Genomic DNA, 24,807 nt, shown 5'->3' with positions numbered 1-24,807 from the left:
ACTGATTCAAAGTCTAGTGGAACACACAATCACAGTGAGGTGCACCACACGAATCCAAAACATGGGTTACACTTTTTGTGGTCGGACCATAGTGGTCAGACCATGACCGCATGACTCAGTCATCAAGTAAGGGATTCCCCGTGGACCATTTCACCTCCACCACCGACCCGGTTGCCGGTAGCGTGGCCATCTCGGCGCTGATCGCGCTCCTGCCGCTTTTGGCATTCATCGTCTTGTTGGCGGTCGTCAAAACCAAGGCCCACGTGGCCGGTGCCTGGTCGCTGCTGGTGGCCGTGGCGGTCGCCGTGCTCGGCTTCCACATGCCGATCGGCCTGGCCGCACTGTCAGCGTCCCAGGGCGCCGTGTTCGGCGCGTTCCCGGTGCTGTGGATCGTCATTACGGCCGTGTGGCTCTACCGCGTCACCGTCATCAGCGGACGCTTCGAGGACCTGCGCGGCATCTTCGATGTGATCGGCGGCCGCGACGTGCGCATCCAGGCCATCCTCGTCGCCTTCTGCTTCGGCGGGCTGCTCGAGGCGCTGGCCGGCTTCGGTGCGCCGGTGGCGATCACGGCCACGATGCTCATCGCACTCGGGCTGTCCCCACTGCGCGCAGCCGCCACCGTGCTCGTGGCCAATACTGCCCCGGTCGCCTTCGGCGCCATCGCCATCCCGATCACGACCGCCGCCGGGCTGACCGGCTTGGACGCGGGCCACATCGGTGCCATCGTCGGACGCCAGGCACCGATCCTCGCCGTGATAGTGCCGCTGATCCTGCTGGTCATCCTCGACGGCAAGCGCGGCCTGCGCGAGTGCTGGCCCGTCGCCCTCGTCACGGGCCTGTGCTTCGGCATCGCCCAGTTCCTGTGCTCCAACTATTTCTCCTATGAACTGACCGACATCGTCGCATCCCTCGTGGGCCTCGCCGGCGCATACCTGTTCCTGCGCGTATGGAAGTCAAAGGGCCACGACGCGGCCCGCGATCGCCTCACGGTCGGCGCCATGGCCGGCGGCTCCGGTTCCGCCGGCGGCTCGGTTTCGGACGGCAGCCCGGTTTCAGACGGCACGACGGCGTTGGCCGGGGACACTGCGAAGCTCACCGGCCCGCGGGTGTGGCTGGCGTTGTTTCCGTACCTGCTGGTCATCGTCGTCTTTGGCATCGCGAACCTGTGGAAGCTCGGCGTCAACATCCCGGCGTGGCTGGCCACAACGAACATCCACGTGCCATGGCCGGTGCTGCACGACGCAATCGTGGACACCGCCGGCAAGCCCATCTCGTCGACCGTGTACAACTTCCAGTGGCTCTCCAGCCCCGGAACGCTGTTGCTGATCACCGGCCTGATCGTCGCTGCGGTGTACGCCGTGTTCAACGACGGGGGCCGGTTCCCCATCACCATGCGCCAGGCCGTGGCCGCCATCGGCCACACCGTCTACAACATGCGCTGGGCAGGGGCGACCATCCTGCTGGTGCTGGCGCTGGCCTACGTCATGAACCTCTCCGGGCAGACCGTGGCGATCGGCACCTGGCTGGCCAGCACGGGCGGCTTCTTCGCCTTCCTCTCGCCGGTGCTGGGCTGGCTCGGCACGGCCGTCACCGGCTCGGACACCTCCTCCAACGCCCTGTTCGCGAAACTGCAGCAGGCCGCCGGCATGAAGGCCGGCATCGACCCGCACCTGCTCGTGGCGGCCAATTCCTCCGGAGGCGTCGTCGGCAAGCTGATCAGCCCGCAAAACCTGGCCATCGCCGCCACGGCCGTCGGCATGGACGGCCAGGAATCGGTCCTCCTGCGCAAGGTGATCGGCTGGAGCGTGGGCATGCTGGCCGTGTTGTGCATCCTGGTGTACCTGCAGTCCACGCCCATACTGGGCTGGATGCTTCCCTGAGAGAGATGTACGTGTAGGGCGTGGGCCCGTGGCAGGATGGATCCGTGACAGATAAAACGGGTCAGGCCGCGGGTCCGCGCGCCTATGAGGCAGTCTTGGCCAGTATCGAGGCCGAGCTGCGCGCTGGCACGCTGCGCATCGGCGACCGCCTCCCGGGCGAGCGCACCCTCTCAGAGACGCACGGCATCTCACGGGCATCCGTGCGCGACGCGATCCGCATCCTCGACGTCATGGGCCTGGTCCGCACGGCGGTCGGATCGGGGCCGAACTCCGGGGCCGTGCTGATCTCCAACCCGGCCGCAGGGCTCTCCTCGACCCTGCGCCTGCACGTGGCGAGCCGGCACCTGCCGGTCGACGACATCGTTCAGGCCCGCATCCTCCTGGAAACATGGGCGGCCACGGCGGCAACGGAGAGGGCGATCGACGAGCCGTCCCTGGCCCGGGCCAGGGAGCTGCTGTCCCTGATGGACGATCCCGGCCTGGACCGCGAGGCCTTCCACGACCTCGACGCGCAGTTCCACGTACTGCTCAGCACCCTGGCCGGCAACGCCGTCGTGTCCGCCATGATGGAGTCACTGCGGCTCTCGATCATGGGCTACGTGCGCGACTCCGTCACCACCGACGAACAGTGGAGTCCCGTCGTGCAGACGCTGCGGGCCCAACACCACGGCATTCTCGACGCCCTCTCCGCCCGCGACGGAACGCTGGCCGCGCAGCTGCTGCGCGAGCACATCGAGTGGTTCTTCGCCGAGACTGGCCACTGACCTTCCCTGGCGCCCCCTGCCTGCGGCAGCTTTGCGGCAACACTTTCGAAGGAGCTCCTCTTGCCTACAGCGGGAGCCCCGACCCGGGTTTGAGGTTCTTCATGACCAGGGTGGAGCTGACGCGCTGCACGCCGGGAAGCACTGTCAGCGCATTGTCGAAGAACTGCTGGTACGCGGAGAGGTCCTCGGCCATGACCTTCAAAATGTAGTCGGGGTCCCCGAAGAGACGCTGCGCGGAAGTGATGTGCACATTGGCGCTCACGAGGGCCTCAAATTTGTCCAGGGTGGCACGGTCCACCTGGGCGAGCGTGACGAACACAATTGCCTCAAACCCCAAGCCAACCGACGCCGGATCGATCACGGCGCGGTAGCCGCTGATCACGCCGTCGGCTTCGAGATCCTTCAGGCGGCGGTGGCACGGGGCCACGGTCAAGCCCACCTCGGCGGCGAGCGCCGTGGCTGTCATGCGGCCGTCATCCTGAAGCTTGCGCAAGATTTCTCTGTCAATGGCGTCAATCACCATCAGATCCTATCCCAAATGCCCATTTTCAAGGGCAAATTGCCAAGCACTTCTGGCATTTATTTCCCTAAGCTTGCTTGCATCACTACTTCCCTGTCAGGAGCATCATGGATCCGCAGGCGCTCATCGGATTCCTCATCGTCTCAGTCACCTTGACCTGTACGCCCGGCCCGGACTGGGCCTACTCCATTGCGGCCGGACTGCGTGAACGCAGCTTCGCCCCGGCCATCGCGGGCCTGTGCAGCGGTTACGTCCTTCACACCATCCTGCTGGCTGCCGGAATCGCCGCGCTCATGACGGCCGTGCCGGCCCTGCTGCTGTGGCTGACAGTCGCCGGCGCCCTGTACTTGTTGTGGCTGGGCGCCTCAACGGTAAAATCCTGGCGTGGCGCCGGCTTCTCCACGCACGCCGCGGGAACCAGGGCCGACGCCGGGACCCACCTGGGTGCGTTCCTGAACGGTTTTGGAGTCAGCAGCATCAACCCCAAGGGCATGCTGCTGTTCCTGGCCCTGACGCCCCAGTTCATCACCCCGCACGCCGCTTTCCCGGTCCCGGTGCAGTCACTCATTCTGGGGCTGGCGTTCGTCGCCTCGGCAGCGGTCATCTACAGCGTGGTCGCGGCCGGATCGCGCAAACTTCTGCGCTCCCGCCCCGGCGCGGCCCGTGGCATCACCCTGGCCAGCGGCATCATCATGTGCGGACTCGGCGCGGTCCTGCTGGTGGAACAGGCGGTGCCCGTCACCGAGGCCGCCGGGCACCTGCTGGCCCGCGGCTAAGCCGGCGCAGCGGAGTTGCCGCCGCGGCCCGCCCCGCGGGACAGGCGTATCTTCGCACCGTCCTCGCGAAACAGGGGCCAACTCGCGAAAACGGGGTATCTTGTCGGTGCGTTCGCCGGTTGGCCCCGTTGTCAGCAAAAAGACCACTTCGCACCGCGGGTTGGCCCCGCCCTCGCCGAACGTCAGACCCGCGCTGCCCGCCAGGCGGCAAGTTCGGCCAGCAGCTGCGCCTTGCGGGCCTCCGGTGCAAACGAGGACCGGATGGAGTTCCCGGCCAGCAACTCCAGCGCATCCACATCAAGGCCAAATTCCGCCACCAGGGACTGAAAGTTCTCTCCCATGTAGCCACCAAAGTAGGCCGGGTCGTCGGAATTGATGCAGACGTTGAGCCCGGACGCCAACATTTGCGGCAAGGGGTGCGCGGCCAGGGTGTCCACGGCGCGCAACCGCACATTTGACAGCGGGCAGACCGTCAGCGGAACCTGGTCGGCGGCCAGCCGCCTGACCAGCATCGAATCCTCCACCGACCGGATCCCGTGGTCAATGCGTTCCACGCCCAGGAGGTCCAGGGTGTCCCACACATGGCTGGGCGGACCCTCCTCGCCGGCATGCGCCACCCGCCGCAGTCCCGCGGCCCGCGCCCGTTCGAAGAGCCTGATGAACTTCGACGGCGGATTGCCCACCTCCGCCGAGTCCAGTCCGATCCCGATGATGGGCGCCCCCATCGCCAGCAGTTCCTCCAGCACCGCCAGGGCCGATTCTTCGGATTGGTCGCGGAGGAACGCGGCAATCAATGCCGTGCTGATGCCAAACTCGTCCTGGCTGGAAGCGAGCGCGGAGGAAATGCCGCGCACCGCCGTCGAAAGTGGAATGCCGCGCCCAAGGTGCGCCTGCGGGTCAAACATGATCTCCGCATGCCGCACCCCGGATGCCTGGGCGCGGAGAAGGTAGGCGCGGGTCATGTCCGCGAAGTCGGCCTCGGTGACCAGCACGGCCATGTTCGCGTAATACAGGTCCAGGAAGTGCTGCAAGTCCGTGAACTCATATTGGGCCCGCAGATCCGCCAGGGTGGGGTGCGGCAGCGCAATGCCGTTGCGGGCCGCCAGTTCCAGGATCAGCTCCGGTTCCAGCGTGCCCTCGATGTGCAGGTGGAGTTCGGCCGTCGGCAGGAGAAATTCAGTCGTCATGGCCGCCAGTCTACGACGGCGGATGGCTAGGACCTGTACAGCTTGGCGATGAGCTTGGGATCGACAATCCCCGTCTTGATGGCTTCACTGAGATCCTCCACAGTGGTCGTTATGCCGGTCTGGCGCTTAACTTCCTTGCGGATTTGGTCGAGAATTGTTTCGGACAGGATCAGACCGAGCAACGGGCCCGGTTCGGTGACGGCCCGGTGTTTCCAGACTTCGTCAATCCGCCGTCGCTTCAGCGCCTCCCGATGCAGCAGGAACATCGCTTGGGACTTTTCTTCCAGCGATGCCGGACCCAGGAGGTCGATCTCAAAGGCCATGTTGACGATCACCGGCAGGCCGCCAGTGAGGTGGTAGGCCTGCCATAGCGCACCGTTGGTCAGGACCATCCATTCCACGCCTTCGTTGACGGCGTACATCTGCACCTGGCGAAGGTGGCGCTCGTTGAGTTTCTGGCTGATCCGCTTCACCTCAATGAAGGCCACCATTTGCTTGTCAATACGGACTCCGTAGTCGGCAAAGTCCTGCTTCACCATGTATTCAGTGGTCAGGTCGCGGAACTTGTCATAGTCCAACCCTTCACACAGCATGTCCGTGACCACCAACCGGGTGTCGCCTTCGTTGGCATCCCTGGCCCGAAGGTCCTGCAAAGGCTTCGCATAATGGGTGATGGCGTCGCGGACCTGCTCCATGGCGGCGAGCTCCCACTTGGGGAGTTTGCTTGCCGGCACAGTCGCCTTCCCCGCAACCCGCGGCGCTGACTTGGCCGGAACGGCCGGAATGGTTGCCTCCGGCCTCGTGGCCTCCGGGACGGCGGCCACGAGGCCGGAGGCCATGGCATCACCCGGCCCCGCCACGGCCAATCGCAGTTCGGCGGGCATTTTCAGTTCCTCTGGCAGCTGCAGGTGTGGGTCAACGACACCAAACGCGGCCTGGCCCATCAGCCAATTCATGGTTGCCGCCCAACGTAGGACGAATGTCTCCCCAACTCCGGCACTCTCGGCACTCCTTGCCACGGCAATCAATTCAAGCTGTGGTGCTGCGGGAACGCTCAGGCCGGCTCCTGCAGCGGACGCGGCCCACGCGGTCAGTGCCCGGAGCCGAGCAAGTGTTTTGGCGTCAAGTTCGGTTTGTTCCATTTTGCGATTCCCCTCAATCAATTCCTCAAGGCGGTCCCCTGGCATCAGCGCCCGGTGAACCGCGTCGTTATGCAGGCGGGATGACGGTGTCCCCCGGGCATCCCGCCCGGGCGCGCGTCCGCCGGAAGCCCCGAGAACTATCAGCATTCTCCCAGCTTGAATGTTAGCTTTCCATTAGGAATAAGTCGCGCAATTGGAGATAATTGATGAAAGCTTCACAGTCTTCATGGCCGCACAGCCTTAAAACCGTTTGGCCATTGGGCGTTGCTGGAAGCCAACCGTCACCGCCCGTGTCTTGTGGGCCGGGAACTCTCGAGGAGTCTGTCAGCGCGTGTTCATGAAAACTTTTGGGTGGTCCTTTGGGATCACCGCCGTGGCCCTTGTTGTGGCCTTCATTTACGGCGGCCTTGAGGCACTTATTCTCTGTGCCATCCTCGGTGTCCTGGAAGTCAGCCTCAGCTTTGACAACGCCGTGGTCAACGCCCGCATCCTGGAAAAAATGAGCGCGTTCTGGCAGAAGATGTTCCTGACCGTCGGCATCCTGATCGCCGTTCTGGGCATGCGCATTGCCTTCCCGCTGCTGATTGTTGGCGTGACGGCCAACCTCAACCCGGTCCAGGCCGTCTCGCTCGCCCTGGAAAAGGGCGACATCCACACCCCGGGCACGTACGCGTACCTGCTCCACGACGCCCACCCGCAAATCGCCGCCTTTGGCGGTGTCTTCCTGCTCATGCTGTTCCTGGACTTCATGTTTGAGGAGCGTGAAATCCGCTGGATCGGCTTCCTGGAGAAGCCGCTGGCCTTCATTGGCCGCCTGCACGGTGCCTCCATGGCCATCGCCCTGGTCGTCCTCGTCGCCTCAGCCGCCATGGTCCGTCCGGGCAAGGAAGTTGATGTGCTCATTGCCGGCATCCTGGGCATGGTCACCTACATGCTCGTCAACGGCCTCGGCGACATGTTCGACGTCGACGGGGACGGCGACACCGACGCCGAGGACACCGACGCCGAGTCGGCAAAAATTGCCAGGAAGTCCAACAAGGGCGTGGGCAAGGCGGTGGGCAAGGCGGCCTTCATGCTGTTCCTGTACCTGGAAATCATCGACGCGTCCTTCTCCTTCGACGGCGTGATCGGCGCGTTCGCCATCACCTCCGACCCCATCATCATCGCCCTGGGCCTGGGCCTGATCGGCGCCATCTTTGTCCGTTCACTGACGGTGTTCCTGGTCCGTGAAGGCACCCTGGACGAATTTGAGTACCTGGACCACGGCGCACACTGGGCCATTGGCGCCCTGTCCGTTATCCTGCTGCTGACCATCAGCATTGAAATCAACGAGGTCGTCACCGGCGTCATCGGCGTGGTCTTCATCGGCGCCGCCTTCATTTCCTCGATCATCCGCAACAAGCGATTAAATACCAACGATTCACCTAAAGTAGAGCAACTTTCCAACTAATCCAGGAGGCCCCACCATGGGACTTAGCTTGCAAAAAGGCCAGTCACTTTCACTGAAGAAGAACGACGGCGCTTCCCTCACCAAGGTGCGCATGGGCCTCGGCTGGGATTCGGCCGCACCGGTGAAGCGCGGATTCTTCGGCACCAAGAAGGCCGCCGAGATCGACCTGGACGCCTCGGCCATCTTTTTCGACGCCGCCGGCAAGGCCGTGGACACCGTCTTCTTCAACCAGCTCCAAAGCAAGGACGGCTCCACCAAGCACACCGGCGACAACCTGACCGGCGAGGGCGAGGGCGACGACGAGACCATCCTGGTGGACCTGGCCGGTGTTTCGGCCGCCGTCACCCAGATCGTGTTCGTCATCAGCAGCTACAGCCGCCAGACCTTCAACGAGGTCGAGAACGCGTTCTGCCGCCTGGTGGACGACTCCACTGCCGGCTCCCCCGAGGTGGCCCGCTTCCAGCTGACCGACTCGGGAACGCACACCGCCATGATCATGGCGAAGGTTTCCCGTGAAGGCTCCGGCTGGTCCTTCAAGGCCATCGGCGAGCGCGCGAACGGCCGTACCGTCATGGACCTGATCCAGCCCGCCGCAGCATCCCTGTAACCACCCATACCTCTCAAACAAGGAGTCCACCGCATGGCATCTTTGACACTTTCCAAGGGCAGCAACCTCTCCCTGACCAAGGCCGATCCGGGCCTGCAGCAGGCCATGGTCGGTCTGGGATGGGACCCCCGCACCACCAGCGGGGAGGCATTTGACCTGGACGCCTCGGCCATCCTGATCGGCGCCAACGGCAAGGTCCGCAACAACGACGACTTCATCTTCTACAACCAGCTCGAAGCCAAGGACGGCTCCGTTGTCCACCAGGGCGACAACCGCACCGGCGAGGGCGAGGGCGACGACGAGCAGATCCTGATCAAGCTCGATACGGTCTCGGCCGAGGTCGAACGCGTCGTCATTGTGGTCTCCATCGACCAGGCCGATGCCCGCCACCAGAACTTCGGCCAGGTCCGCGAGGCCTTCTGCCGCGTGGTCAACCAGCACACCGACCAGGAGATCGTCCGCTACGACCTGTCCGAGGACGCCGCCTCCGAAACGTCAATGGTCTTTGCCGAGATCTACCGCAACGGTGCCGAATGGAAGTTCCGTGCCGTGGGCCAGGGCTACGCCAGTGGCCTGCACGGCATCGCCACCGATTTTGGCATTGTTCTGGACTAGGCACCACCGGTAGTCCCGGTGCACCCGCAGGGCACCGGAAACTTGAATCAACCACGGAAGAAGGCATGAATTCATGGCTGGACTGACACTTGAAAAAGGTAACAACCTCTCCCTGACCAAGGCCGATCCCGGCCTGCAGCAGGCACTTGTGGGATTGGGCTGGGATCCCCGGACCACCACGGGTGAGGCCTTTGACCTGGATGCCTCGGCGCTGCTGCTGGGCGCCAATGGCAAGGTCCGTTCCGCCGACGATTTCATCTTCTATAACCAGCCGTCCGCCAAGGACGGTTCAGTGATGCACCAGGGCGACAACCGCTCCGGCGTGGGCGAGGGCGACGATGAAACCATCCTCATCGACCTGGCCAAGATTGCCGCCGACGTGGACCGCGTGGTCATTGTGGTCTCCATTGACAAGGCCGATGAGCGCAGGCAGAATTTCGGCCAGGTGCGCGGGGCGTACTGCCGTGTCGTCAACCAGGGCAGTGAGCAGGAAATCGTGCGCTTTGACCTGAGCGAGGACGCGGCGCCGGAAACTTCCATGCTCTTCGCCGAGATCTACCGCAATGGCGCCGAATGGAAGTTCAAGGCCGTCGGCCAGGGCTACGCAACCGGCCTGTCCGGCATCGCCACCGATTTCGGCGTACCCCTGGGTTAAGCCCCGCTTTCTGGCCCCACCACCGCACAGTGTCCTCCGCAACCGAAACTGGATAAAAACCATGACATCTCCGCTCACCCCACCCACTGACGCCGAAGTTTCACTGGTGCTCAAGGCCCCCGACGCACCCGAGATCGTCGCGCCCGAGCAGGCCCCCGGCATGGTCCCCGTCCCGGCGGAGCGCCAAACCGAAATCAGCCGCCAGGCCAAGGAATACATTGCCGAAATCGCCACCTTTGATGCGCGCAGCCCCGAATTCAGCACCAAGGTGGACGGCATCACGAAGCTGGCCGGCTCGGAGATGACGTCGTCGTCGGACGCCTCCAGCCGCATGCTGGAACGTTCCACCACCTCCGTGGCCGGGGCAAAGAAGAGCGGCAACGGCGCCCAGGCCCAGGTGGCCGGCACGCTGAACCAGCTGCGCACCACCGTCGAGGAACTGACCCCCAACAACGCCGACCTTGGCACGGGCCGCAAGATTCTCGGTTTCATCCCGGGCGGGAACAAGCTGGCGAAGTACTTCCAAAAATACGAGTCCGCCCAGACCCAGCTGGACGCCATCATCAAGTCGCTCATGGCCGGCCAGGATGAGCTCCTCAAGGACAACGCCAGCCTGGCGGGGGAAAAGGTCAAGCTGTGGGAGACCATGCAGAGCCTGAGCGAGTACGCCGTCTTCGCCAAGGCGCTGGACGGGGCCTGCGTGGAAAAGATTGACGCCACCCGCGCCTCCGGCCAGGTGGAGCAGGCCCAGAAGCTTGAGGCCGACGTCCTCTTCCCCATTCGCCAGCGCCACCAGGACATCCTGACCCAGCTCGCCGTGTCGGTGCAGGGCTACCTGGCCATGGACCTGGTCCGCAAAAACAACCTTGAGCTGATCAAGGGTGTTGACCGGGCCCGCACCACCACCATCTCCGCCCTGCGCACGGCTGTCATCGTGGCGCAGGCGCTGGCGAACCAGAAAATGGTGCTCGACCAGATCGACGCCATCAACACCACCACGAACAACATGATCCTGAAGACCTCGGAAATGCTCAAGGACCAGACGGTGCGCATCCACCAGCAGGCGGCCAGTTCCGGCGTCAGTGTGGACACGCTGCAGAAGGCCTTCGACAACGTCTTTGAAACCATGGACGCCATCGACACCTTCCGCGCCTCCGCGGCCAAGAACATGGAAGGCACCGTGCAGGCCCTCGAGTCCGGGCTGGCCAAAGCCAAGCCGTACCTCGAACGCTCCCGCCAGTCGGACCGCGACTGACCCCGTCGGCACTCCGGGCTGCCATGTCAGCGGCCCGGAGTAGCCTTGACGTACGACGACGAAACTTGAGGAAAGTGCGATGATTGGCCGTTTTGTAGGTGGTCTCTTTGGGGGCGGTCCGGCTCCTGCCGTTCCCGTGGTTTCCCATGAGGACACGGTGGCCCGGGAGATCGCCCAGATGGGTGCCGCCGTGGACAAGCTCAGGGCCGCCGTGCGCCGCTCCGGCAGCCACCTGCCGCCCCTGCTTTCCTCCCAACTGCGCCAGTTGGGGGACCTGCTGCGCGAGGCCGTCACCGACATCGGCATCCGCGGCTGCTCCACCGAACAGCGCGTGCTGCTCAACGCCATGATCTGCGACTACATCCCCTCACCGCTGCAGTCCTACCTGTCCCTCCCGCCGGCACACCACAACGAGGAATCCAAGGCAACTTTCATGTTCGCCGAGCAGCTCGCGACGCTGGAGGAAACCCTGGCAGACCTGCTCAACCAGATCCGCATTGGTGCCGTGGAGGAACTGTCCACGCACGGGCGCTTCCTCGCGGATAAGTTTGCCGGACAGGACGCGGCCCTGCAGCTCGAACACCAGCCAGCGGTGCACCAATCCACAGAGGAGCCACCGACCGAAAGGGACCCGTTGCGCTTGGAGGGCCAACCGTGGCATCACTGATTGCCGGGGCCAATGCCGCCCTGACCATGGAGAACCCCGGCCTGGACCACGTGGTGGTCGGCCTGGGCTGGGACGCCATTCCCAGCCACGGCCCGGCCGCCGAGTTGGTCCCCTTCGCCGTGATGTGCGATGCCGGGGGCCAGGCCCTTTCCAACGACCACCTGGTATTTTTCAACCAGCTGGTCAGCGCCGATGCCGCCGTCACGTTTGCCGGGGACGCCGACCAGGAGCAGATTGACGTTGAACTGGGCCGGGTCCCTGAAGACGTCGCCAAGATCGTCTTCTTTGTTTATGTCGACCCGGACGTGCGCGGCAGGGGCAGCTTTGCCTCAGTGCGCGATTCACACATCCGTGTTGCCACGGCGGAGAACCGCGAGCTGGTGCGCTTCGACATTCCGGCCACCACCCTCGATTCGGCGACGGCCGTGATCTTCGGCGAACTGTACCGGCACCGCGGCGACTGGAAGTTCCGCGCCCTGGGCCAGGGGTACAGCACGGGTCTGGCCGGCGTGGCCAAGGACTACGGGATCGCCCTGTAGCCATGGTCAACCGTTCCTCCGCCCCGCGCACCGACCTGCCGTACCTGCGGCGCCGGATCAAGCCCGTGGACCCGGCGGCTGCCGGCACCGCCTCCGGGGCAACGGATATGCCGTCGGCCCGGCCGCCGGTGCAGCCTGCAGCCCCTGTCCAGTCGAACCCTGCGCACCCGGCCCCATCGGCTTCAGCCGGACTGAGTCTCAGCCGGCCCTCGGCCACCCCCTCACCGGCGTCGTCAACGGCACCTGCAGAGACGGCGGACCACCATTCAGGGGGACTGGTACTGGGCGGCAGCCGCGCCCGGACCTCCTCCCCTGCACCGGCAGCTCCGGCGCCGTCGGCCCGGCCCTCCGCACGCCCAGGCGGGCTGGTGCTCGGAGGCAACACCCCGGCGTCACCCATGAACCCGCGCGCACAGAAGCTGGCCGCCCAGCGCGAGGCCGCGAGGGTGGCGGACCACGAGGTGGGGCTGCTGTTTGCGGCGCCGGGAATCCACGACGTGTATGAACTGAACCTGCAGGAGCGGCTGCTGCGGCTCACGCCGCTGGAATCGGCCGTGGGGACACTGGTGGTCGTCGGCAGCACGGCCATGGCCTGGGAAAGCGTCCGGCGCGTGGTGGGCGGTGCGGACAATGCCGGCCACACGGCCGGCTCGCCGGTGAAGACCAGCGGCAACCGGCCCCTCGTGGGCTACGACGGTCAGAACGCGCTGATTACCCTTCGGCATGTGCGCGAATTGCGCCGCGCCATTTTCATCAACCGCAGCAGCCAGCCCATGGGCGTGCGGATCTTCAGCGGCGCGTCGGTGGCGCTGCCGCCGTCGGCCGACGGCACCCAAATGGTGCTGCTGGTGCACCGGATCGGCAACGTGCTGGAGTTGCGGTCAGAGCCCGTGCCGGAGTCCTGGGAAGATCAGCAGATTTGGCAGGAATTCGACTTCACCATGACCCACCAGGCACCCGTTGCCGCCTATCGCCGCTAGCGACTTCGACGCAATGCTTGAAGCGAAACCGTGCTTGAAAAACGAGTTTGAAAGGGCCCATGCGACACTTCCGCCACCTGACGCACTCCCAGCTGGTCCGGCTCTTTTACCGGCAGCCGGAGGAGCTCACCTCCGACAGTGATCCCGGGCTCCTGGCCGTTGCCCTGGGCGGCACCCTTTACACCCCGGCCAACCGCCAGGACCTGGTCAAGGATGTGCTGCGGCAGCGCGACGCCGGTTGTACCAGCATGGTGTTGTGCCTGGAAGATTCCATCCCGGACTCGGACGTGCCGGCCGCCGAGGACAATGTCGTCAAGACACTGGCACTGCTGGGGGAAAGCGGCGAAGACCTGCCGATGCTGTTTGTCCGCGTGCGCACGGCAGAGCAGATGCGCTCCCTGGCCCGCCGCGCCGGAGCGGACCTCGCCGTGCTCACCGGGTTCGTGCTCCCCAAGTTCGACAACGTGTCCGGCCGGGCGGCCGCATTCCTCGATGCCCTGCACCTGATCCAGGACGAGCTGGGGCTGGACGGGATCGCCCGCGGCGGACGGGCCGCCCGGCGGCTGCGGATCATGCCGATCCTGGAGTCCCGCACGGTCATCCACATGGAGACGCGCGCCGCGGCCCTGACCGGCATTGACGCGCTGCTGCGGGCCAACCGCGAAGACGTGCTGGCGGTGCGCATTGGCGCCACGGACATGTCCAGCACCTTCGGCCTGCGCCGCTCCCGCGACCTGACCATCTACGACGTCAATGTGGTGGCCAATGTCATCGGCGACATCGTCAACGTGCTGGGCCGTCCCGACGGCGGCTTCATCATCAGCGGCCCCGTGTGGGAGCACTTTTCCAATACCGAGCGGGTACTGCGCCCCCAGCTGCGGCTGACCCCCTTCGCCAGGACCAGCGAAAAGGAACTGCGCCGCCGGATCATGACAGCCAACCTGGACACCCTGATCCGTGAAATTGAACTGGACCTGGCCAACGGCCTGCTGGGCAAGACCCTGATCCACCCCAGCCACGTCGCCCTGGTCCACGCCATGAACGTGGTCAGCCACGAGGAATTCCTGGACGCGCGGGCCATTGCCGGCAACGTCGGAGGGGGCGCGGCGGCGTCCCCGTACGGGAACAAGATGAATGAGATGAAGCCCCACCAGGCCTGGGCGCAGCGGACGCTGCTGCGCGCCCGGGCGTTTGGGGTGGCGGCCGCGGGCGTCACCTTTGTGGACCTGCTGGAAGCGAGCATGGCGTGAGTTCCCCTTCTTCCCCGGGCAAACCATCTCCCGGCACCCCATCCCCCGGCACCGTGTCCCCGGGCACTCCTTCTCCCGGCACGCCGTCCCCTGGCACCGTGTCCCCCGGCTCGCCACCTCCGGGCGCCGTGTCTGCGGGCGCTGTGGCTCCCGTGTCCCCCGGCACGTGGACCGGCGGCTTCGTGGCCAGTGAACTGGACGTGCACATCCACAGCGACCCCGCCAGTCCGGTGGCCGTGGAGGACCTGGTGGGGCTGGCCCTGCGCCGCAACCCCAAACGCGCGCACCTGCTGGTCTCGCAGCTCCTGGCTAAGCACGTGCCCACCGAGCCCGCCTTGGTGATTGCCTCCGGTGGGCTGCTCGGCGCGTTCGTGGCCCGGCAACTTGCGGACAGCCGGTTGGCCGGTGAAGACGGCACGCACCCTGCGTCGTTGGCCGAACGCGGGTCGCCGCACCACGCAGGACCAACACCTGTACCGCCGACCGACGATCCCCTGCAACGCGCGGCCACACAGCTCACGGTTGTGCTGCGCTCCTCCGGCCCGGAACGGGCCGGAGCCATTGCCGCCCTCTCCACGCAGGTCGCTGCGCTGCGCACTCCGGTGCGGGACGCCGTCGTCCTGGGCTTTGCCGAGACTGCCACGGGGCTGGGGCGGCTGGTGGCCAACGCCCTGGGTGCCTGCTACATCCACTCCACCCGCCACGCCACGCCTGGGGTACCGCTTGCCGCAGGGTTTCAGGAGGGCCATTCGCACGCCACCTCCCACCGCATTGTGCCTGCGGATCCGCGCTGGCTGGAGCGTCCGGGGCCGGTGGTACTGGTGGACGACGAGCTCAGCACCGGCTCCACCGTCATCAACACCATTCGCGAACTGCACGCCCTGGTGCCCCGTGAAAGCTATGTGGTGGCCGCGCTGATCGACCTGCGCTCCCCCGAAGACCGCCAGCGGTTCCACGAGCTGGCCGCCGGGCTGGGGTGCCGGATTTCCGTTGCAGCCCTCGGGACCGGACGCATTGACCTGGGGCCGGACATCCTGGACCGCGCACAGGAGCTGATCGGCAGGCTGCCGGAACCTGCCCTGCGGGAACCGCCAACGGCCGGGGCGCCAGCGACGGATCGAGTGCCCCACGGCCGGCTCACCATGCTGGAACTGACGGCGGAGGATATTGCGCCGGTGCGCAGCGACCGCTTTGGCAACGCCGGTCCGCCGGAACCCGACGACATTGCCACCGTGGCACGCAAGGTGGCGGGGCTGCTGGCACTTCAGTCCTGTCAGGGGCCGGTGTCTGTGGTGGGGTGCGAGGAAAACATGGGGCTGCCGCTGGCTGTCGCCGCCGAGCTGGAGCGGCTTCTTCCCGATTCCGGCGTACGGTTTTCCACCACCACCCGCTCGCCGATTGTCCCGCTGGACCGCGGGGACTATGCGATTGCCGGGGCGCTTTCCTTCGCCAGCCACGACGACGCCGCCGACGGTCCCGGCATCCGCTTTGCCTACAACCTGGGTGGATCCGGCCGGCGCCCGGGCACAATCGTGGTGATCCCGGAACCCGGCAGCGACAGCACAGCCCTGTTGGAAGGCAATCCGGTCATTGGCCTCCCCGGGCTGGCCGAGGTGCTGCGGGCCGCGGCCAACGACGTCGTCATTGTCCTTTTGCCCGCCGACATCCCCGGCGACGGCCCCGCCCTCCCCACCGAAACCGCCGCCACTGCACCAGAGGACGCCACACCATGAGCAGCACCGCATTGCCCGCACCGCTGGCCGGGCCGGCCTTTGGCTCCTATGCGGCCGACGAAGTCCGGTGGCTGCTAAAGGACCTCAGCCATGTGGCGTTGGAGGCGCCCACGGCGGACCGGGAGCGCGCCATCCAGTCCGGTGCGGCAAATTACGCCGAGTCGCTGCCGGTGGAATACACGCCGAGCCCCGAATACCAGGCTCTCTACGAAGAAGCGGTGGAACGCTCCGGGGAGCGCGTGGCCCGTGCCGTGGGCGTGGTCACCGAGCAGGCGCTTGCGGCCCGCGGCGGCAGGCCGGTGCTCGTGTCGCTGGCCCGGGCGGGAACGCCCATCGGGATCCTGATGCGGCGTTGGGCGCAGCAGGTCCACGGGATCAGCGTCCCGCACTTCACCATGAGCATTGTCCGCGGAATCGGCCTGGACCAAACCGCGCTGCGCTACCTGGCGGCGAACTTTGAGACGTCACGGATCCTGTTTGTCGACGGCTGGACGGGCAAGGGCGCCATTTCCCGTGAGCTGGCCGCCGCAGTGGACCTCTTTGCCGAGACTGACGGGGTGCGCTTCCCCGCCGACCTGGCCGTGCTGGCGGACCCCGGACACTGCGTGGAGATGTACGGCACGCGGGAAGACTACCTGATCCCGTCGGCCTGCCTGAACTCCACGGTGTCCGGGCTGGTCTCGCGCACGGTGTTCAACACCGATCACATTGGCCCGGACGATTTCCACGGTGCCAAGTTTTACGCCGGGCTGGCCGCCAGCGACGTCTCCGGCGGGTTCCTGGACGCCATCTCCGCCCGCTTCGACGCCGTCCGCAGCGCCGTGGCCGCCGATGTGGCCGCCCTGCAAACTGCGGACCGCACACCCAGCTGGGCGGGCTGGGCCGCCGTCGAACGGATCAGCACCGAGTACGGCATCAACAACGTCAACCTGGTCAAGCCCGGCGTCGGCGAAACCACGCGGGTGCTGCTGCGCCGCGTGCCGTGGCGGGTGCTGGTGAACCCCCTGGCCCGGGCGGACGTGGCGCATGTGCTGCTGCTGGCCGAACAGCGCGGCACCCCCGTGGAGGAAGTCCCGGGGCTGGCGTACAGCTGCGTTGGCCTGATCCATCCCCGGTTCGACAAAAGCGCCGTGGGCGCCGACGGCAGGGCCGCACACAATGTCTGAGACCCGTTCCGGCACCGGCCCGTATCTGGCGGCCTGCGACCTGGACCGGACGCTGATCTACTCCAGAAACGCGTTGTGGCTTGAGGGCACGGACAAGGATGCCCCTCCCCTGGTGGTGGCTGAGGTGTACGACGGCGCGCCCCTTTCCTATATGACCCGCGCCGCAGAGGACCTTCTGCTCAAGGTGGCCGCGGTGGCCACCTTCGTGCCCGTCACCACCCGCACCCAGGCGCAGTACGAGCGTGTGCGGCTGCCCGGGCCCGTGCCCGAGTACGCCATCACCAGCAACGGCGGCAAGCTGTTGCACCGCGGCGTGCCGGATCCGCAGTGGCGGGGGCACCTGACCACACAGATTGCCGCCGGCTGCGCGCCGCTGGAGTCCATGGAGGAGCTCCTTTCCAATCCCACGTTCTCCGGGTGGATCCTGCGCCTGCACCGCGCCGAGGACCTCTTTGTCTACGCCATCGTTGACCGTGAGGTCATGCCGGACGCCTTCTTGGTGGAATTGCAGGCGGAGTGCGCCGCGGCCGGCTGGACCGTGTCCGTGCAGGGAAGGAAACTGTACTGCGTGCCCGCGCCGGTCACGAAGTCGGACGCACTGGCCGAGGTGGCCCGCCGCACGGGCGCCGGCACGGTCCTGGCCGCCGGTGATTCCCTCTTGGACGCTGACATGCTGGCCGCGGCCGACATTGCGTTCCGTCCCCTGCACGGTGAGCTGCACGACGCCGGATACCTGGCCCCGAACCTGTCCCTCACCTCCGTCCGGGGAGTGCTCGCGGGCGAGGAAATCCTGCGCCGGATCCTGGCCGTGGTGGACGCCGGCAGCTGAGGCTGTCCGGTGGTCGAGCCTGTCGTGACCCCGGGCTAAGCTGGATCCGTCCCCCCTTTATCCGTAGGAAAGAGCGCCGCCCCTTGCCCAAGCCCCGACCGTCCACGTTCCGCACCACCGGCACCGCCGGCACCTACCGTGCCACCGATTTCATCATGGCTTCGGTGTTCGCGTCCGTCTTGTTGGTGGCCACGGCGTGCGGTGGCGCTCCGGCACCTGCCGCCGCACCTCCGTCGACCGTGCAGGGCACCCCCAGCAGCTCCGCAGCGTCGACGCCGGAAGCCACGGCCGAGCCTTCGCCCACGGAGGAAGACCCCGCGCCGCTGGACGGCGGGACCGTCCCCGATGCCGGCGGCGCCGACCTGGCAGGCAACGTCCAGCCCGCCTTCGCTGCCAAGGCCCTGGATGTCCTGGCCACACTGCCCATCAAGGGCCGGGCGCCGAAGACCGGGTACAGCCGCGCCGAATTTGGCCAGGCCTGGGCGGACGTGGACAAAAATGGCTGCGACACCCGCAACGACATCCTTGACCGGGACCTGACGGCCAAGACCTTCAAGCCGGGCACGCGCGACTGCCTGGTGCTGACCGGCGTGCTGGCCGACCCGTACACCGCTTCCACCATTGATTTTGTGCGCGGGCCGAACAGCGCCAGGGTGCAGATTGACCATGTGGTGGCCTTGAACGATGCCTGGCAAAAGGGTGCGCAGCAGCTGACCGTGGAACGCCGCACAGCTTTTGCCAACGACCCGCTGAACCTGCTGGCCGTGGACGGGCCCGCCAACCAGCAAAAGGGCGCCGGCGACGCCGCCACCTGGCTGCCGCCGAACAAGGCGTACCGCTGCGACTACGTGGCCCGGCAGATTTCCGTCAAGGCCACCTACAGTTTGTGGATCACCGCGGCCGAACACGACGCCATGGCCCGGGTTTTGGGTGACTGCTCCGGGACAAAGGTGCCCACTAACCAGACCGCGCCAGCTGAGGAACCCGCCGCCGTACCTCCGGTGGCGCCGGTTAAGGCCGCCCCGGTCGAGGTGGCACCGGCCGCGCCACCGGCAGCTCCCCCTGCCAAGCCCGTGGCACCCCTCGTCCAGGCCCCTGCAGCGGTCTTCTACCAAAACTGCACCGCGGTCAGGGCCGCCGGGGCCGCTCCCATCCGCGTCGGCCAGCCGGGCTTTCAAGCCAAATTTGACCGCGACGGCGACGGGATTGGCTGCGAATAGCGCGGGCCCATTTCGCGAGCACTTCTCAAATGAGGCACGCACCCCTTTTCGCGAGCACTTTTCATAAGTCTCGCCGGCCACTGGCAACTGCGCCCGGAATGGCTAAAATTAAGGCATGGGCCCGCACGATGAGCAGCCGGTGGTTCCGGCACTGTGGATTCGCCACGACAGCGAGATCCTGCCGTTGTGGTGGGACCGCCTGTGCGCCGAAATGGGGCCCCAACCCGCCTCACGGTACGCCGGCGGGCTCTTCGACCAGGACCGCCGCCGCCCCATCGCCCAGTGGTTCAACCCCGCACTCAATGCGGCCCTCCTGGTGGCCATTGAAACCGGACCCGAGTGGCCCGTGCAGCGCTTCGCCGTGTTTTATGCCCCGCCCGGCAGCGGCTTCACCAAGGTCCACATGAACAACCACGAATGGTTCACCCGCACCCCACAGCAGTCGCCCACCGAAAAGGAAGCATTCGCCGCCGCCATCACCTCAGCCGAGGCGTTCCTGCAGGTGGAGATGGACTTTATCTAGGCGCCCGACGCCGGAGGGCACGTTGGGCGCGAACGGGACCATCCGCCGTCGTGCCTTAGAAGTACCTGAGAAGCCGTGCCTTAGAACGCGAAGGCCATCCGCACGGCCAGCAGCACCATGACCACGGCGATGACGCCGTCGAGCACCCGCCAGGCGCCAGGCCTGGCAAATATCTGCCGCAGCAGCCTGGCGCCGAAGCCCAGGGCGCTGAACCACAGCACGCTGCCCAGCACCGCACCCGCCCCAAACCACCACCGCAGCCCGCCGTGCTGGTTCGCAAGGGTGCCCAGCAGCAGTACCGTGTCCAGGTAGACATGCGGGTTCAGCCAGGTCAGCGTCAGCGCGGTGGCGAGCACGGCTTTCCGCCCCAGCGCGCCCTGCTCCGCTCCGGCCGTCAGGGTGCCGGGCCGGAGCGCTCGTTTGGCGGCGAGAACACCATAGGCAAGCAGGAATGCCGCTCCGGCCAGCCGGATCACCACGACCACGGCCGGCACCGCCCGCAGCACTTCGCCGATGCCGAAGATCCCGGCCGCAATGAGGACGGCGTCGCTGAGCATGCAGACCAGAACCACCAACCCAACATGTTCGCCGCGGAGGCCCTGGCGCAGCACAAAGGCATTCTGCGCGCCAATGGCGATGATGAGGGCCAGCCCGGCGCCGAGGCCGGTGCCTGCCGACGAGAGGATGTCCAGTGGAGTCACACCCTTGAAGCTACTAGGCTGGGAACATACAGTACAGATAATTATTCTTGGGATACATAAGGAACACTAATGTTGAATTTCCAGACGGAACAGCTGCGCACCTTCCTGGCCGTGCTGGAACACGGCACCTTTGACGCGGCGGCCAGGACACTTCACGTGAGCGCATCCGCAGTGTCGCAGCGCATCAAGGCCATGGAACAGGCCGCCGGACAGGTGCTGCTGCAGCGCACCACGCCCATTCAGTCCACGGCTCCGGGCGCCGTTGTGCACAAGCTCGCCCGGCAGCTGCGCCAGCTGGAGGCCGACGCCGCCGCGGAACTGGGACTCGCGGGCGCCACCGCCGCCATCCCGCTGGTGGTCAACGCCGATTCACTGGCCACCTGGTTCGTGGACGCACTGGCCGCCGTTCCGTCGGAATCGGGACTGACCTTTGAGGTGCTGCGCGAAGATGAACAACATTCCGCCGGGCTGCTTCGCTCCGGGGCAGTCATGGCCGCCGTGACGGCCACGCCCGACGCCGTCCAGGGCTGTTCCGTGGTGCCGCTCGGCGCGCTGCGCTACCGTGCCGTGGCGTCGGCTGGCTTCCTGCGCCGGTGGTTCCCCGACGGCGTCGACACCGCGCACTTTGCGATCGCGCCGGCCATCCAATTCGACCGTAGCGACACCCTGCAATCCAACTTCTTCGCCGCGGTGGCCGGAGCCGGGCTCACCGCCCCGCAACACTTCATCCCCGACACCCTGCAATTTGCCGCCGCCGTCCGGGCGGGACTCGGCTGGGGGCTCATGCCGGAGGTGCACTGTGCCGGCGAACTGCGGGCCGGGAGCCTCGTGGAGCTGGTGCCGGGCCGGGTCACCGGCATTCCGCTGTACTGGCAGCGATGGAAGATCCAGTCCGTGGCGCTGGACCTGCTGACCGCAGCCGTCACCACGACGGCGGCTGCCGCGCTTTCGTAGCCGGCCGGGGCCCACCGGGGGCTGCCCGGGGTCCGGCGGGGGCTGCCCGGGATCCGGCCGGGATCCGGCGTTTAGTGCAGCGCGGCACCCATCTGTTCCACAATCCTGCGCAGGATGGGGCGGGGGACGGCGAAGTTCAACCGCACCCATCCCCGGCCGGCGACCCCGCATTCGGCGCCGTTCACCAGCACCACCCCTGCGTCCTCCCGAAAGAAGTCAGCCGAGGATCCTGCGATTCCCAGTTGCGAGCAGTCGAGGAATGCCAGGTACGTCCCGGCGGGCCGCAGCCAGCCCGCACCCGGCAAATGTTCGCCCAAAAGTTCGCCCAGCAACTGCCGGTTCCCGTCCAGATAGCCCAGTACATCGCTGCGCCACGGCCCGCCGTCCCGGTACGCAGCGATGTTTGCCACCACGCCCAGTGTGCTTGCGCCGTGTTCCGCAAATTCGCCCACCTCGGCCCACTTCTCGCGGTCCGCGGCATTGGAAAATATCATTTGCGCAGCCTTCAGCCCAGCCAGGTTCCACGCCTTCGACGCCGAGGTGCCCGTCACCGTGTGCCCGGCCGCAGCAGAACCGACCGATGCGTACGGGACGTGGGTGCCGCCGTCGTACACCAGCGGAGCATGGATTTCATCCGAGAACACGCGCGCGCCGCGGGCAGCCACGATCTTTGAAATCCGGAGCAGCTCATCCCGGCTGTATACCTTGCCCAGCGGATTGTGGGGATTGCAGAGCACCAACATACCGCCGCCGGCGAGCGCCGCGTCGAGGGCGGCATAGTCCATTTCCCACGACGAATCAGTGCGCAGCAGCGGCACCTCCACCAGTTGCCGGCCATGGATTTTGGGCAGCTTCAGAAATGGCATGTACGCGGGGGTGGGCACCACAATCCTGGCACCGGGGGCGCTGAAGTACTTGATGGTGCTCTCCAGGGCGGTCAGGACGTCGGACGCGGGACGGATCCAGTCCGCGGGCACGTCCCAGCCGTGGCGGGTCAGCAGGAAGTCGCTGCAGGCCGCTCCCATCGCGTCCACCAGTCCGGCTGGCAGATAGCCGGTGAGCCCCTGCGCCACGGCGTTCTGCACCGCCTTCGCGATGGGGGGCGCCAGGCCAAAGTCCATCTCCGCCACCCACGCCGGCAGAAGCTGGGCAAACCCCGTCCACTTCAGGCTGCCGACGTCCCGCAGCTGCTCCGCCGTGATGGCGTCAAACCGTGCAGCGACTGCTGCTTGGGCTGGTGTTTCCAACATGGCTGCCCCTGGTGTTGTGGAAGATGTGCCTTTCACCGAATCTTTCCACAGCCGTACCGCACCGGATATGCCGCCACCCGGTCCGAAGGGCACTTCGCCGCTAGAATCCACCCATGACCGTTTCCAGCACGGCCCGCCGAAACCAGCGGGTCCTCGTCGCCGGCCAACTCCTGTCCGGTGTGGGCGTGGCCTCCGGCATCTCTGTCGGCGGGATCCTTGCCGCACAACTGGCCGGCACGACGGCGGCATCCGGCTTTGTGCAGACGGCCTCCACCCTGGGTGCCGGGCTCGTGGCGGTGCCGCTGGCCAACCTTGCCGTGCGGGCGGGCCGCCGCTGGGCGTTGAGCACGGGATTTGCCTTGGGAGCTGCCGGAGCCGCGCTGGTTCTCGTATCCGCCGCGCTAGGCCAGTTTTGGCTGATGGCCGTGGGCATGCTGTTCTTCGGCGCCGCAAGCGCCTCCGGCCTGCAAGCCCGCTACGCCGCCGTCGACGGAGCCTCGCCCGAAAAGGCCGGCCGGGCCATGGCGATCGTCATCTGGGCCACCACGGTGGGTTCGGTGGCCGGCCCCAACCTGTCCGAACCCGGCCGCCAGCTCGGCATCCGCCTTGGCGTGGTTCCCCTGTCCGGCCCCTTCCTCTTTTCCCTGGTCGCATTCGTCACGGCCGCGCTGGTCATCGCCACCTTCTACCTGGGTACGGCGCACCCGGCCGCGGCACAGCCGGAGGACCCGGCCGGCGCGGAAGTCACTGCCAAGCCGGACCAGTCTCCCAACCCGGACGCCGCCGGGAAGCCGGCTCCCGCCGTCGTGCGGCCGTGGCGGGGCATGAGTTCAAGGCGAGGGAGGGCGTCAAGGTGGGGCACGGTTTCCAGACGGCACGGGAGTTCCAGACGGTACGGCGCGTGGGCGTCCCTGCGCTTGGCCTCCCACAACCCGCGGGCCCTTTTTGCCTTGGCTGCGGTGACGGGCGGTCACATGATCATGGTCGGCGTGATGGTCATGACGCCCGTCGCGATGGACGCGCACGGGCACTCGCTGGAGATTATTGGGATTGTCATCAGCCTCCACATCCTGGGCATGTACGCTGCGAGCCCCGTTTTCGGCTGGCTCGTGGACCGGCTTGGCGCCGGGCGCGTGGTCGGACTGGGGTGCGGCATTCTTTTGGCGGCAATCGGGCTGGGCGCGGCCGTCTCGGACAGCAGCAGCCCGGTGTTAATGTCCATCGCGCTCACCACGCTGGGGCTGGGCTGGTCGGCGTGCCTGATCGGGGGCTCGTCGCTGCTCAACGCGTCCGTGTCCGAGGAATTCCGGGTGCCGCTGCAGGGGGCCAACGACATGATGATGAACTTCGGCGCTGCCGCAATGGCTGCCGTGGCAGGGCCGGTGCTTGCCGCTGGCGGGTTCTTCTGGGTCAACATGGTGGCCCTGGCCGTGCTGGCGCCCATGGTGGTGCTGGGACTGCGCGCGCGACGGATCGCGCCGGAACCCTTCACGGTGGAAATGGCCGACGCCGACTGAGCTGCTGGGTATGGGCCGGCGCACCGGTGGTCGGGCCGGCGCGCCGGTGGTCGGGCCTGCCAAAACCGCCCACGTTGGCCGTGCCTGTCGCGGCTCTTGGCTGGCCATGATGCAGCCGAAAAAAGTTGTCCACAGATTTGCCGTTTGGGGTTTGATTCCGGCCCGGATGTCGGCCCGAGATCGTAGAATAGAGGTAGTAAAGGACCAAAGATTTTTTAATTCTTAGCGAATATATATTCGTTGAAATCCTTCAGAGACTGGCAGGGCAGGTGAGCGGCGTGGCGGCACCGGAGTGGTTGGAGCAGGGCTCCGGAGACGGTGCGGCCACTGCCGCTGACCCCTCAACTCAGGACGTTGCCCGCACGCCCGGCCCCGCCCGGAACGGTCCGAAGCCCGCGGTGGCTCCTACTGCCGCCACCCCCTCGGCTCGGGACGTCCGCGGCACGCCCGCTCCCTCCCGGACCGGTCCGAAGCCCGCGAAGGCAGTTGATTCCAAAGCCGTGGCGGCCGGGGTTGGTGTCGATTCCCTGGCTGACGTTTCGGTAGCGGCCGGGGTTGGTGCGGCGTCAGTGTCTTCCGCCCCAGGGTGTGCCGTGCTGGCCGGCACGGCCGCTCTTCTGCTTG

General features: G+C 66.6%; 24 protein-coding genes and 1 pseudogene. 20 read left to right on the top strand and 5 right to left on the bottom strand.

Annotated elements, in window-relative coordinates:
- Positions 1-110: 110 nt before the first annotated feature.
- The gene (locus CVV68_RS12115; RefSeq protein ID WP_170133160.1) at positions 111-1,883 is read left to right on the top strand and encodes an L-lactate permease; all 1,773 of its coding nucleotides are present in this window, start codon (positions 111-113) and stop codon (positions 1,881-1,883) included.
- A 44-nt stretch (positions 1,884-1,927) separates the two neighbouring features.
- Positions 1,928-2,647, top strand: coding sequence for a FadR/GntR family transcriptional regulator (locus CVV68_RS12110; RefSeq protein ID WP_110501266.1), 720 nt, complete (start codon positions 1,928-1,930; stop codon positions 2,645-2,647).
- A gap of 64 nt (positions 2,648-2,711) precedes the next feature.
- Here the strand turns inward: CVV68_RS12110 and CVV68_RS12105 are convergent, their stop codons facing one another.
- Positions 2,712-3,167, bottom strand: coding sequence for an Lrp/AsnC family transcriptional regulator (locus CVV68_RS12105; protein ID WP_211320814.1), 456 nt, complete (start codon positions 3,165-3,167; stop codon positions 2,712-2,714).
- Between the two features lie 107 nt (positions 3,168-3,274).
- On the opposite strand from CVV68_RS12105, the gene CVV68_RS12100 reads away from it, so the two are divergent.
- Positions 3,275-3,943, top strand: a complete 669-nt coding sequence (locus CVV68_RS12100) for a LysE family translocator (RefSeq protein WP_110501264.1) — start codon at positions 3,275-3,277, stop codon at positions 3,941-3,943.
- Positions 3,944-4,125: 182 nt separating this feature from the next.
- Here the strand turns inward: CVV68_RS12100 and CVV68_RS12095 are convergent, their stop codons facing one another.
- Both CVV68_RS12095 and CVV68_RS12090 read right to left on the bottom strand, forming a co-directional pair.
- Entirely contained in the window at positions 4,126-5,130 is a 1,005-nt protein-coding gene (locus CVV68_RS12095) for an adenosine deaminase (RefSeq protein ID WP_110501263.1), read from the bottom strand.
- A 26-nt stretch (positions 5,131-5,156) separates the two neighbouring features.
- Positions 5,157-6,272 carry a type I restriction enzyme HsdR N-terminal domain-containing protein gene (locus CVV68_RS12090; protein ID WP_170133159.1) on the bottom strand — a complete coding sequence of 372 codons (1,116 nt, stop codon included), beginning with the start codon at positions 6,270-6,272 and terminating at the stop codon, positions 5,157-5,159.
- Positions 6,273-6,609: 337 nt separating this feature from the next.
- Between CVV68_RS12090 and CVV68_RS12085 the strand changes: the two genes are divergently transcribed.
- The 14 genes from CVV68_RS12085 (at position 6,610) to CVV68_RS12020 (ending at position 19,761) form a co-directional block, all read left to right on the top strand.
- On the top strand, positions 6,610-7,722 hold the full coding sequence (locus tag CVV68_RS12085; RefSeq protein WP_245933511.1) for a DUF475 domain-containing protein: 1,113 nt from the start codon (positions 6,610-6,612) through the stop codon (positions 7,720-7,722).
- 16 nt (positions 7,723-7,738) lie between these two features.
- Positions 7,739-8,329, top strand: a complete 591-nt coding sequence (locus CVV68_RS12080; protein ID WP_110501260.1) for a TerD family protein — start codon at positions 7,739-7,741, stop codon at positions 8,327-8,329.
- Between the two features lie 33 nt (positions 8,330-8,362).
- On the top strand, positions 8,363-8,944 hold the full coding sequence (locus CVV68_RS12075; protein WP_110501259.1) for a TerD family protein: 582 nt from the start codon (positions 8,363-8,365) through the stop codon (positions 8,942-8,944).
- Positions 8,945-9,017: 73 nt separating this feature from the next.
- Complete coding sequence (locus CVV68_RS12070) at positions 9,018-9,599, top strand: TerD family protein (protein WP_110501258.1); 582 nt, start codon at positions 9,018-9,020, stop codon at positions 9,597-9,599.
- A gap of 61 nt (positions 9,600-9,660) precedes the next feature.
- Positions 9,661-10,854 (top strand): toxic anion resistance protein, encoded by a 1,194-nt coding sequence (locus tag CVV68_RS12065; RefSeq protein ID WP_110501257.1) that lies wholly within the window; start codon positions 9,661-9,663, stop codon positions 10,852-10,854.
- Between the two features lie 79 nt (positions 10,855-10,933).
- Positions 10,934-11,521 carry an HIT family protein gene (locus CVV68_RS12060; RefSeq protein ID WP_110501256.1) on the top strand — a complete coding sequence of 196 codons (588 nt, stop codon included), beginning with the start codon at positions 10,934-10,936 and terminating at the stop codon, positions 11,519-11,521.
- Positions 11,509-12,060, top strand: coding sequence for a TerD family protein (locus CVV68_RS12055; protein WP_211320813.1), 552 nt, complete (start codon positions 11,509-11,511; stop codon positions 12,058-12,060). The genes CVV68_RS12060 and CVV68_RS12055 overlap by 13 nt, the downstream gene beginning before the upstream one ends.
- A gap of 2 nt (positions 12,061-12,062) precedes the next feature.
- Complete coding sequence (locus tag CVV68_RS12050) at positions 12,063-13,040, top strand: hypothetical protein (RefSeq protein WP_110501255.1); 978 nt, start codon at positions 12,063-12,065, stop codon at positions 13,038-13,040.
- A 59-nt stretch (positions 13,041-13,099) separates the two neighbouring features.
- The gene (locus tag CVV68_RS12045) at positions 13,100-14,290 is read left to right on the top strand and encodes an HpcH/HpaI aldolase/citrate lyase family protein (RefSeq protein WP_110501254.1); all 1,191 of its coding nucleotides are present in this window, start codon (positions 13,100-13,102) and stop codon (positions 14,288-14,290) included.
- Positions 14,291-14,418: 128 nt separating this feature from the next.
- Positions 14,419-16,023 (top strand): phosphoribosyltransferase domain-containing protein, encoded by a 1,605-nt coding sequence (locus CVV68_RS12040; protein ID WP_110501253.1) that lies wholly within the window; start codon positions 14,419-14,421, stop codon positions 16,021-16,023.
- Positions 16,020-17,189, top strand: coding sequence for a cysteine protease StiP family protein (locus tag CVV68_RS12035; protein WP_110501252.1), 1,170 nt, complete (start codon positions 16,020-16,022; stop codon positions 17,187-17,189). Before CVV68_RS12040 ends, CVV68_RS12035 begins: the two co-directional genes overlap by 4 nt.
- Entirely contained in the window at positions 17,182-18,018 is an 837-nt protein-coding gene (locus tag CVV68_RS12030; protein ID WP_110501251.1) for an HAD family hydrolase, read from the top strand. The genes CVV68_RS12035 and CVV68_RS12030 overlap by 8 nt, the downstream gene beginning before the upstream one ends.
- An 83-nt stretch (positions 18,019-18,101) precedes the next feature.
- The gene (locus tag CVV68_RS12025; RefSeq protein WP_245933502.1) at positions 18,102-19,238 is read left to right on the top strand and encodes a GmrSD restriction endonuclease domain-containing protein; all 1,137 of its coding nucleotides are present in this window, start codon (positions 18,102-18,104) and stop codon (positions 19,236-19,238) included.
- A gap of 115 nt (positions 19,239-19,353) precedes the next feature.
- The gene (locus tag CVV68_RS12020) at positions 19,354-19,761 is read left to right on the top strand and encodes a hypothetical protein (RefSeq protein WP_110501250.1); all 408 of its coding nucleotides are present in this window, start codon (positions 19,354-19,356) and stop codon (positions 19,759-19,761) included.
- Positions 19,762-19,841: 80 nt separating this feature from the next.
- On the opposite strand, the gene CVV68_RS12015 is transcribed toward CVV68_RS12020, so the two are convergent.
- Entirely contained in the window at positions 19,842-20,462 is a 621-nt protein-coding gene (locus CVV68_RS12015; protein WP_110501249.1) for a LysE/ArgO family amino acid transporter, read from the bottom strand.
- Between the two features lie 69 nt (positions 20,463-20,531).
- Between CVV68_RS12015 and CVV68_RS12010 the strand changes: the two genes are divergently transcribed.
- Complete coding sequence (locus CVV68_RS12010; protein WP_211320812.1) at positions 20,532-21,416, top strand: LysR family transcriptional regulator ArgP; 885 nt, start codon at positions 20,532-20,534, stop codon at positions 21,414-21,416.
- Between the two features lie 71 nt (positions 21,417-21,487).
- Here the strand turns inward: CVV68_RS12010 and CVV68_RS12005 are convergent, their stop codons facing one another.
- The gene (locus tag CVV68_RS12005; RefSeq protein ID WP_110501248.1) at positions 21,488-22,666 is read right to left on the bottom strand and encodes a MalY/PatB family protein; all 1,179 of its coding nucleotides are present in this window, start codon (positions 22,664-22,666) and stop codon (positions 21,488-21,490) included.
- A gap of 113 nt (positions 22,667-22,779) precedes the next feature.
- On the opposite strand from CVV68_RS12005, the gene CVV68_RS12000 reads away from it, so the two are divergent.
- Both CVV68_RS12000 and CVV68_RS23880 read left to right on the top strand, forming a co-directional pair.
- Positions 22,780-24,183 (top strand): MFS transporter, encoded by a 1,404-nt coding sequence (locus CVV68_RS12000; RefSeq protein WP_110501247.1) that lies wholly within the window; start codon positions 22,780-22,782, stop codon positions 24,181-24,183.
- A 278-nt stretch (positions 24,184-24,461) separates the two neighbouring features.
- A pseudogene (locus CVV68_RS23880) lies at positions 24,462-24,807 on the top strand (hypothetical protein); the annotation flags it as partial.

The sequence above is a fragment of the Arthrobacter livingstonensis genome (genome assembly GCF_003219815.1).
GTDB lineage: Bacteria > Actinomycetota > Actinomycetes > Actinomycetales > Micrococcaceae > Specibacter > Specibacter livingstonensis.
Note: the sequence above shows the minus strand (reverse complement) of the source record. Positions and strands in the feature narration are given on the sequence as shown.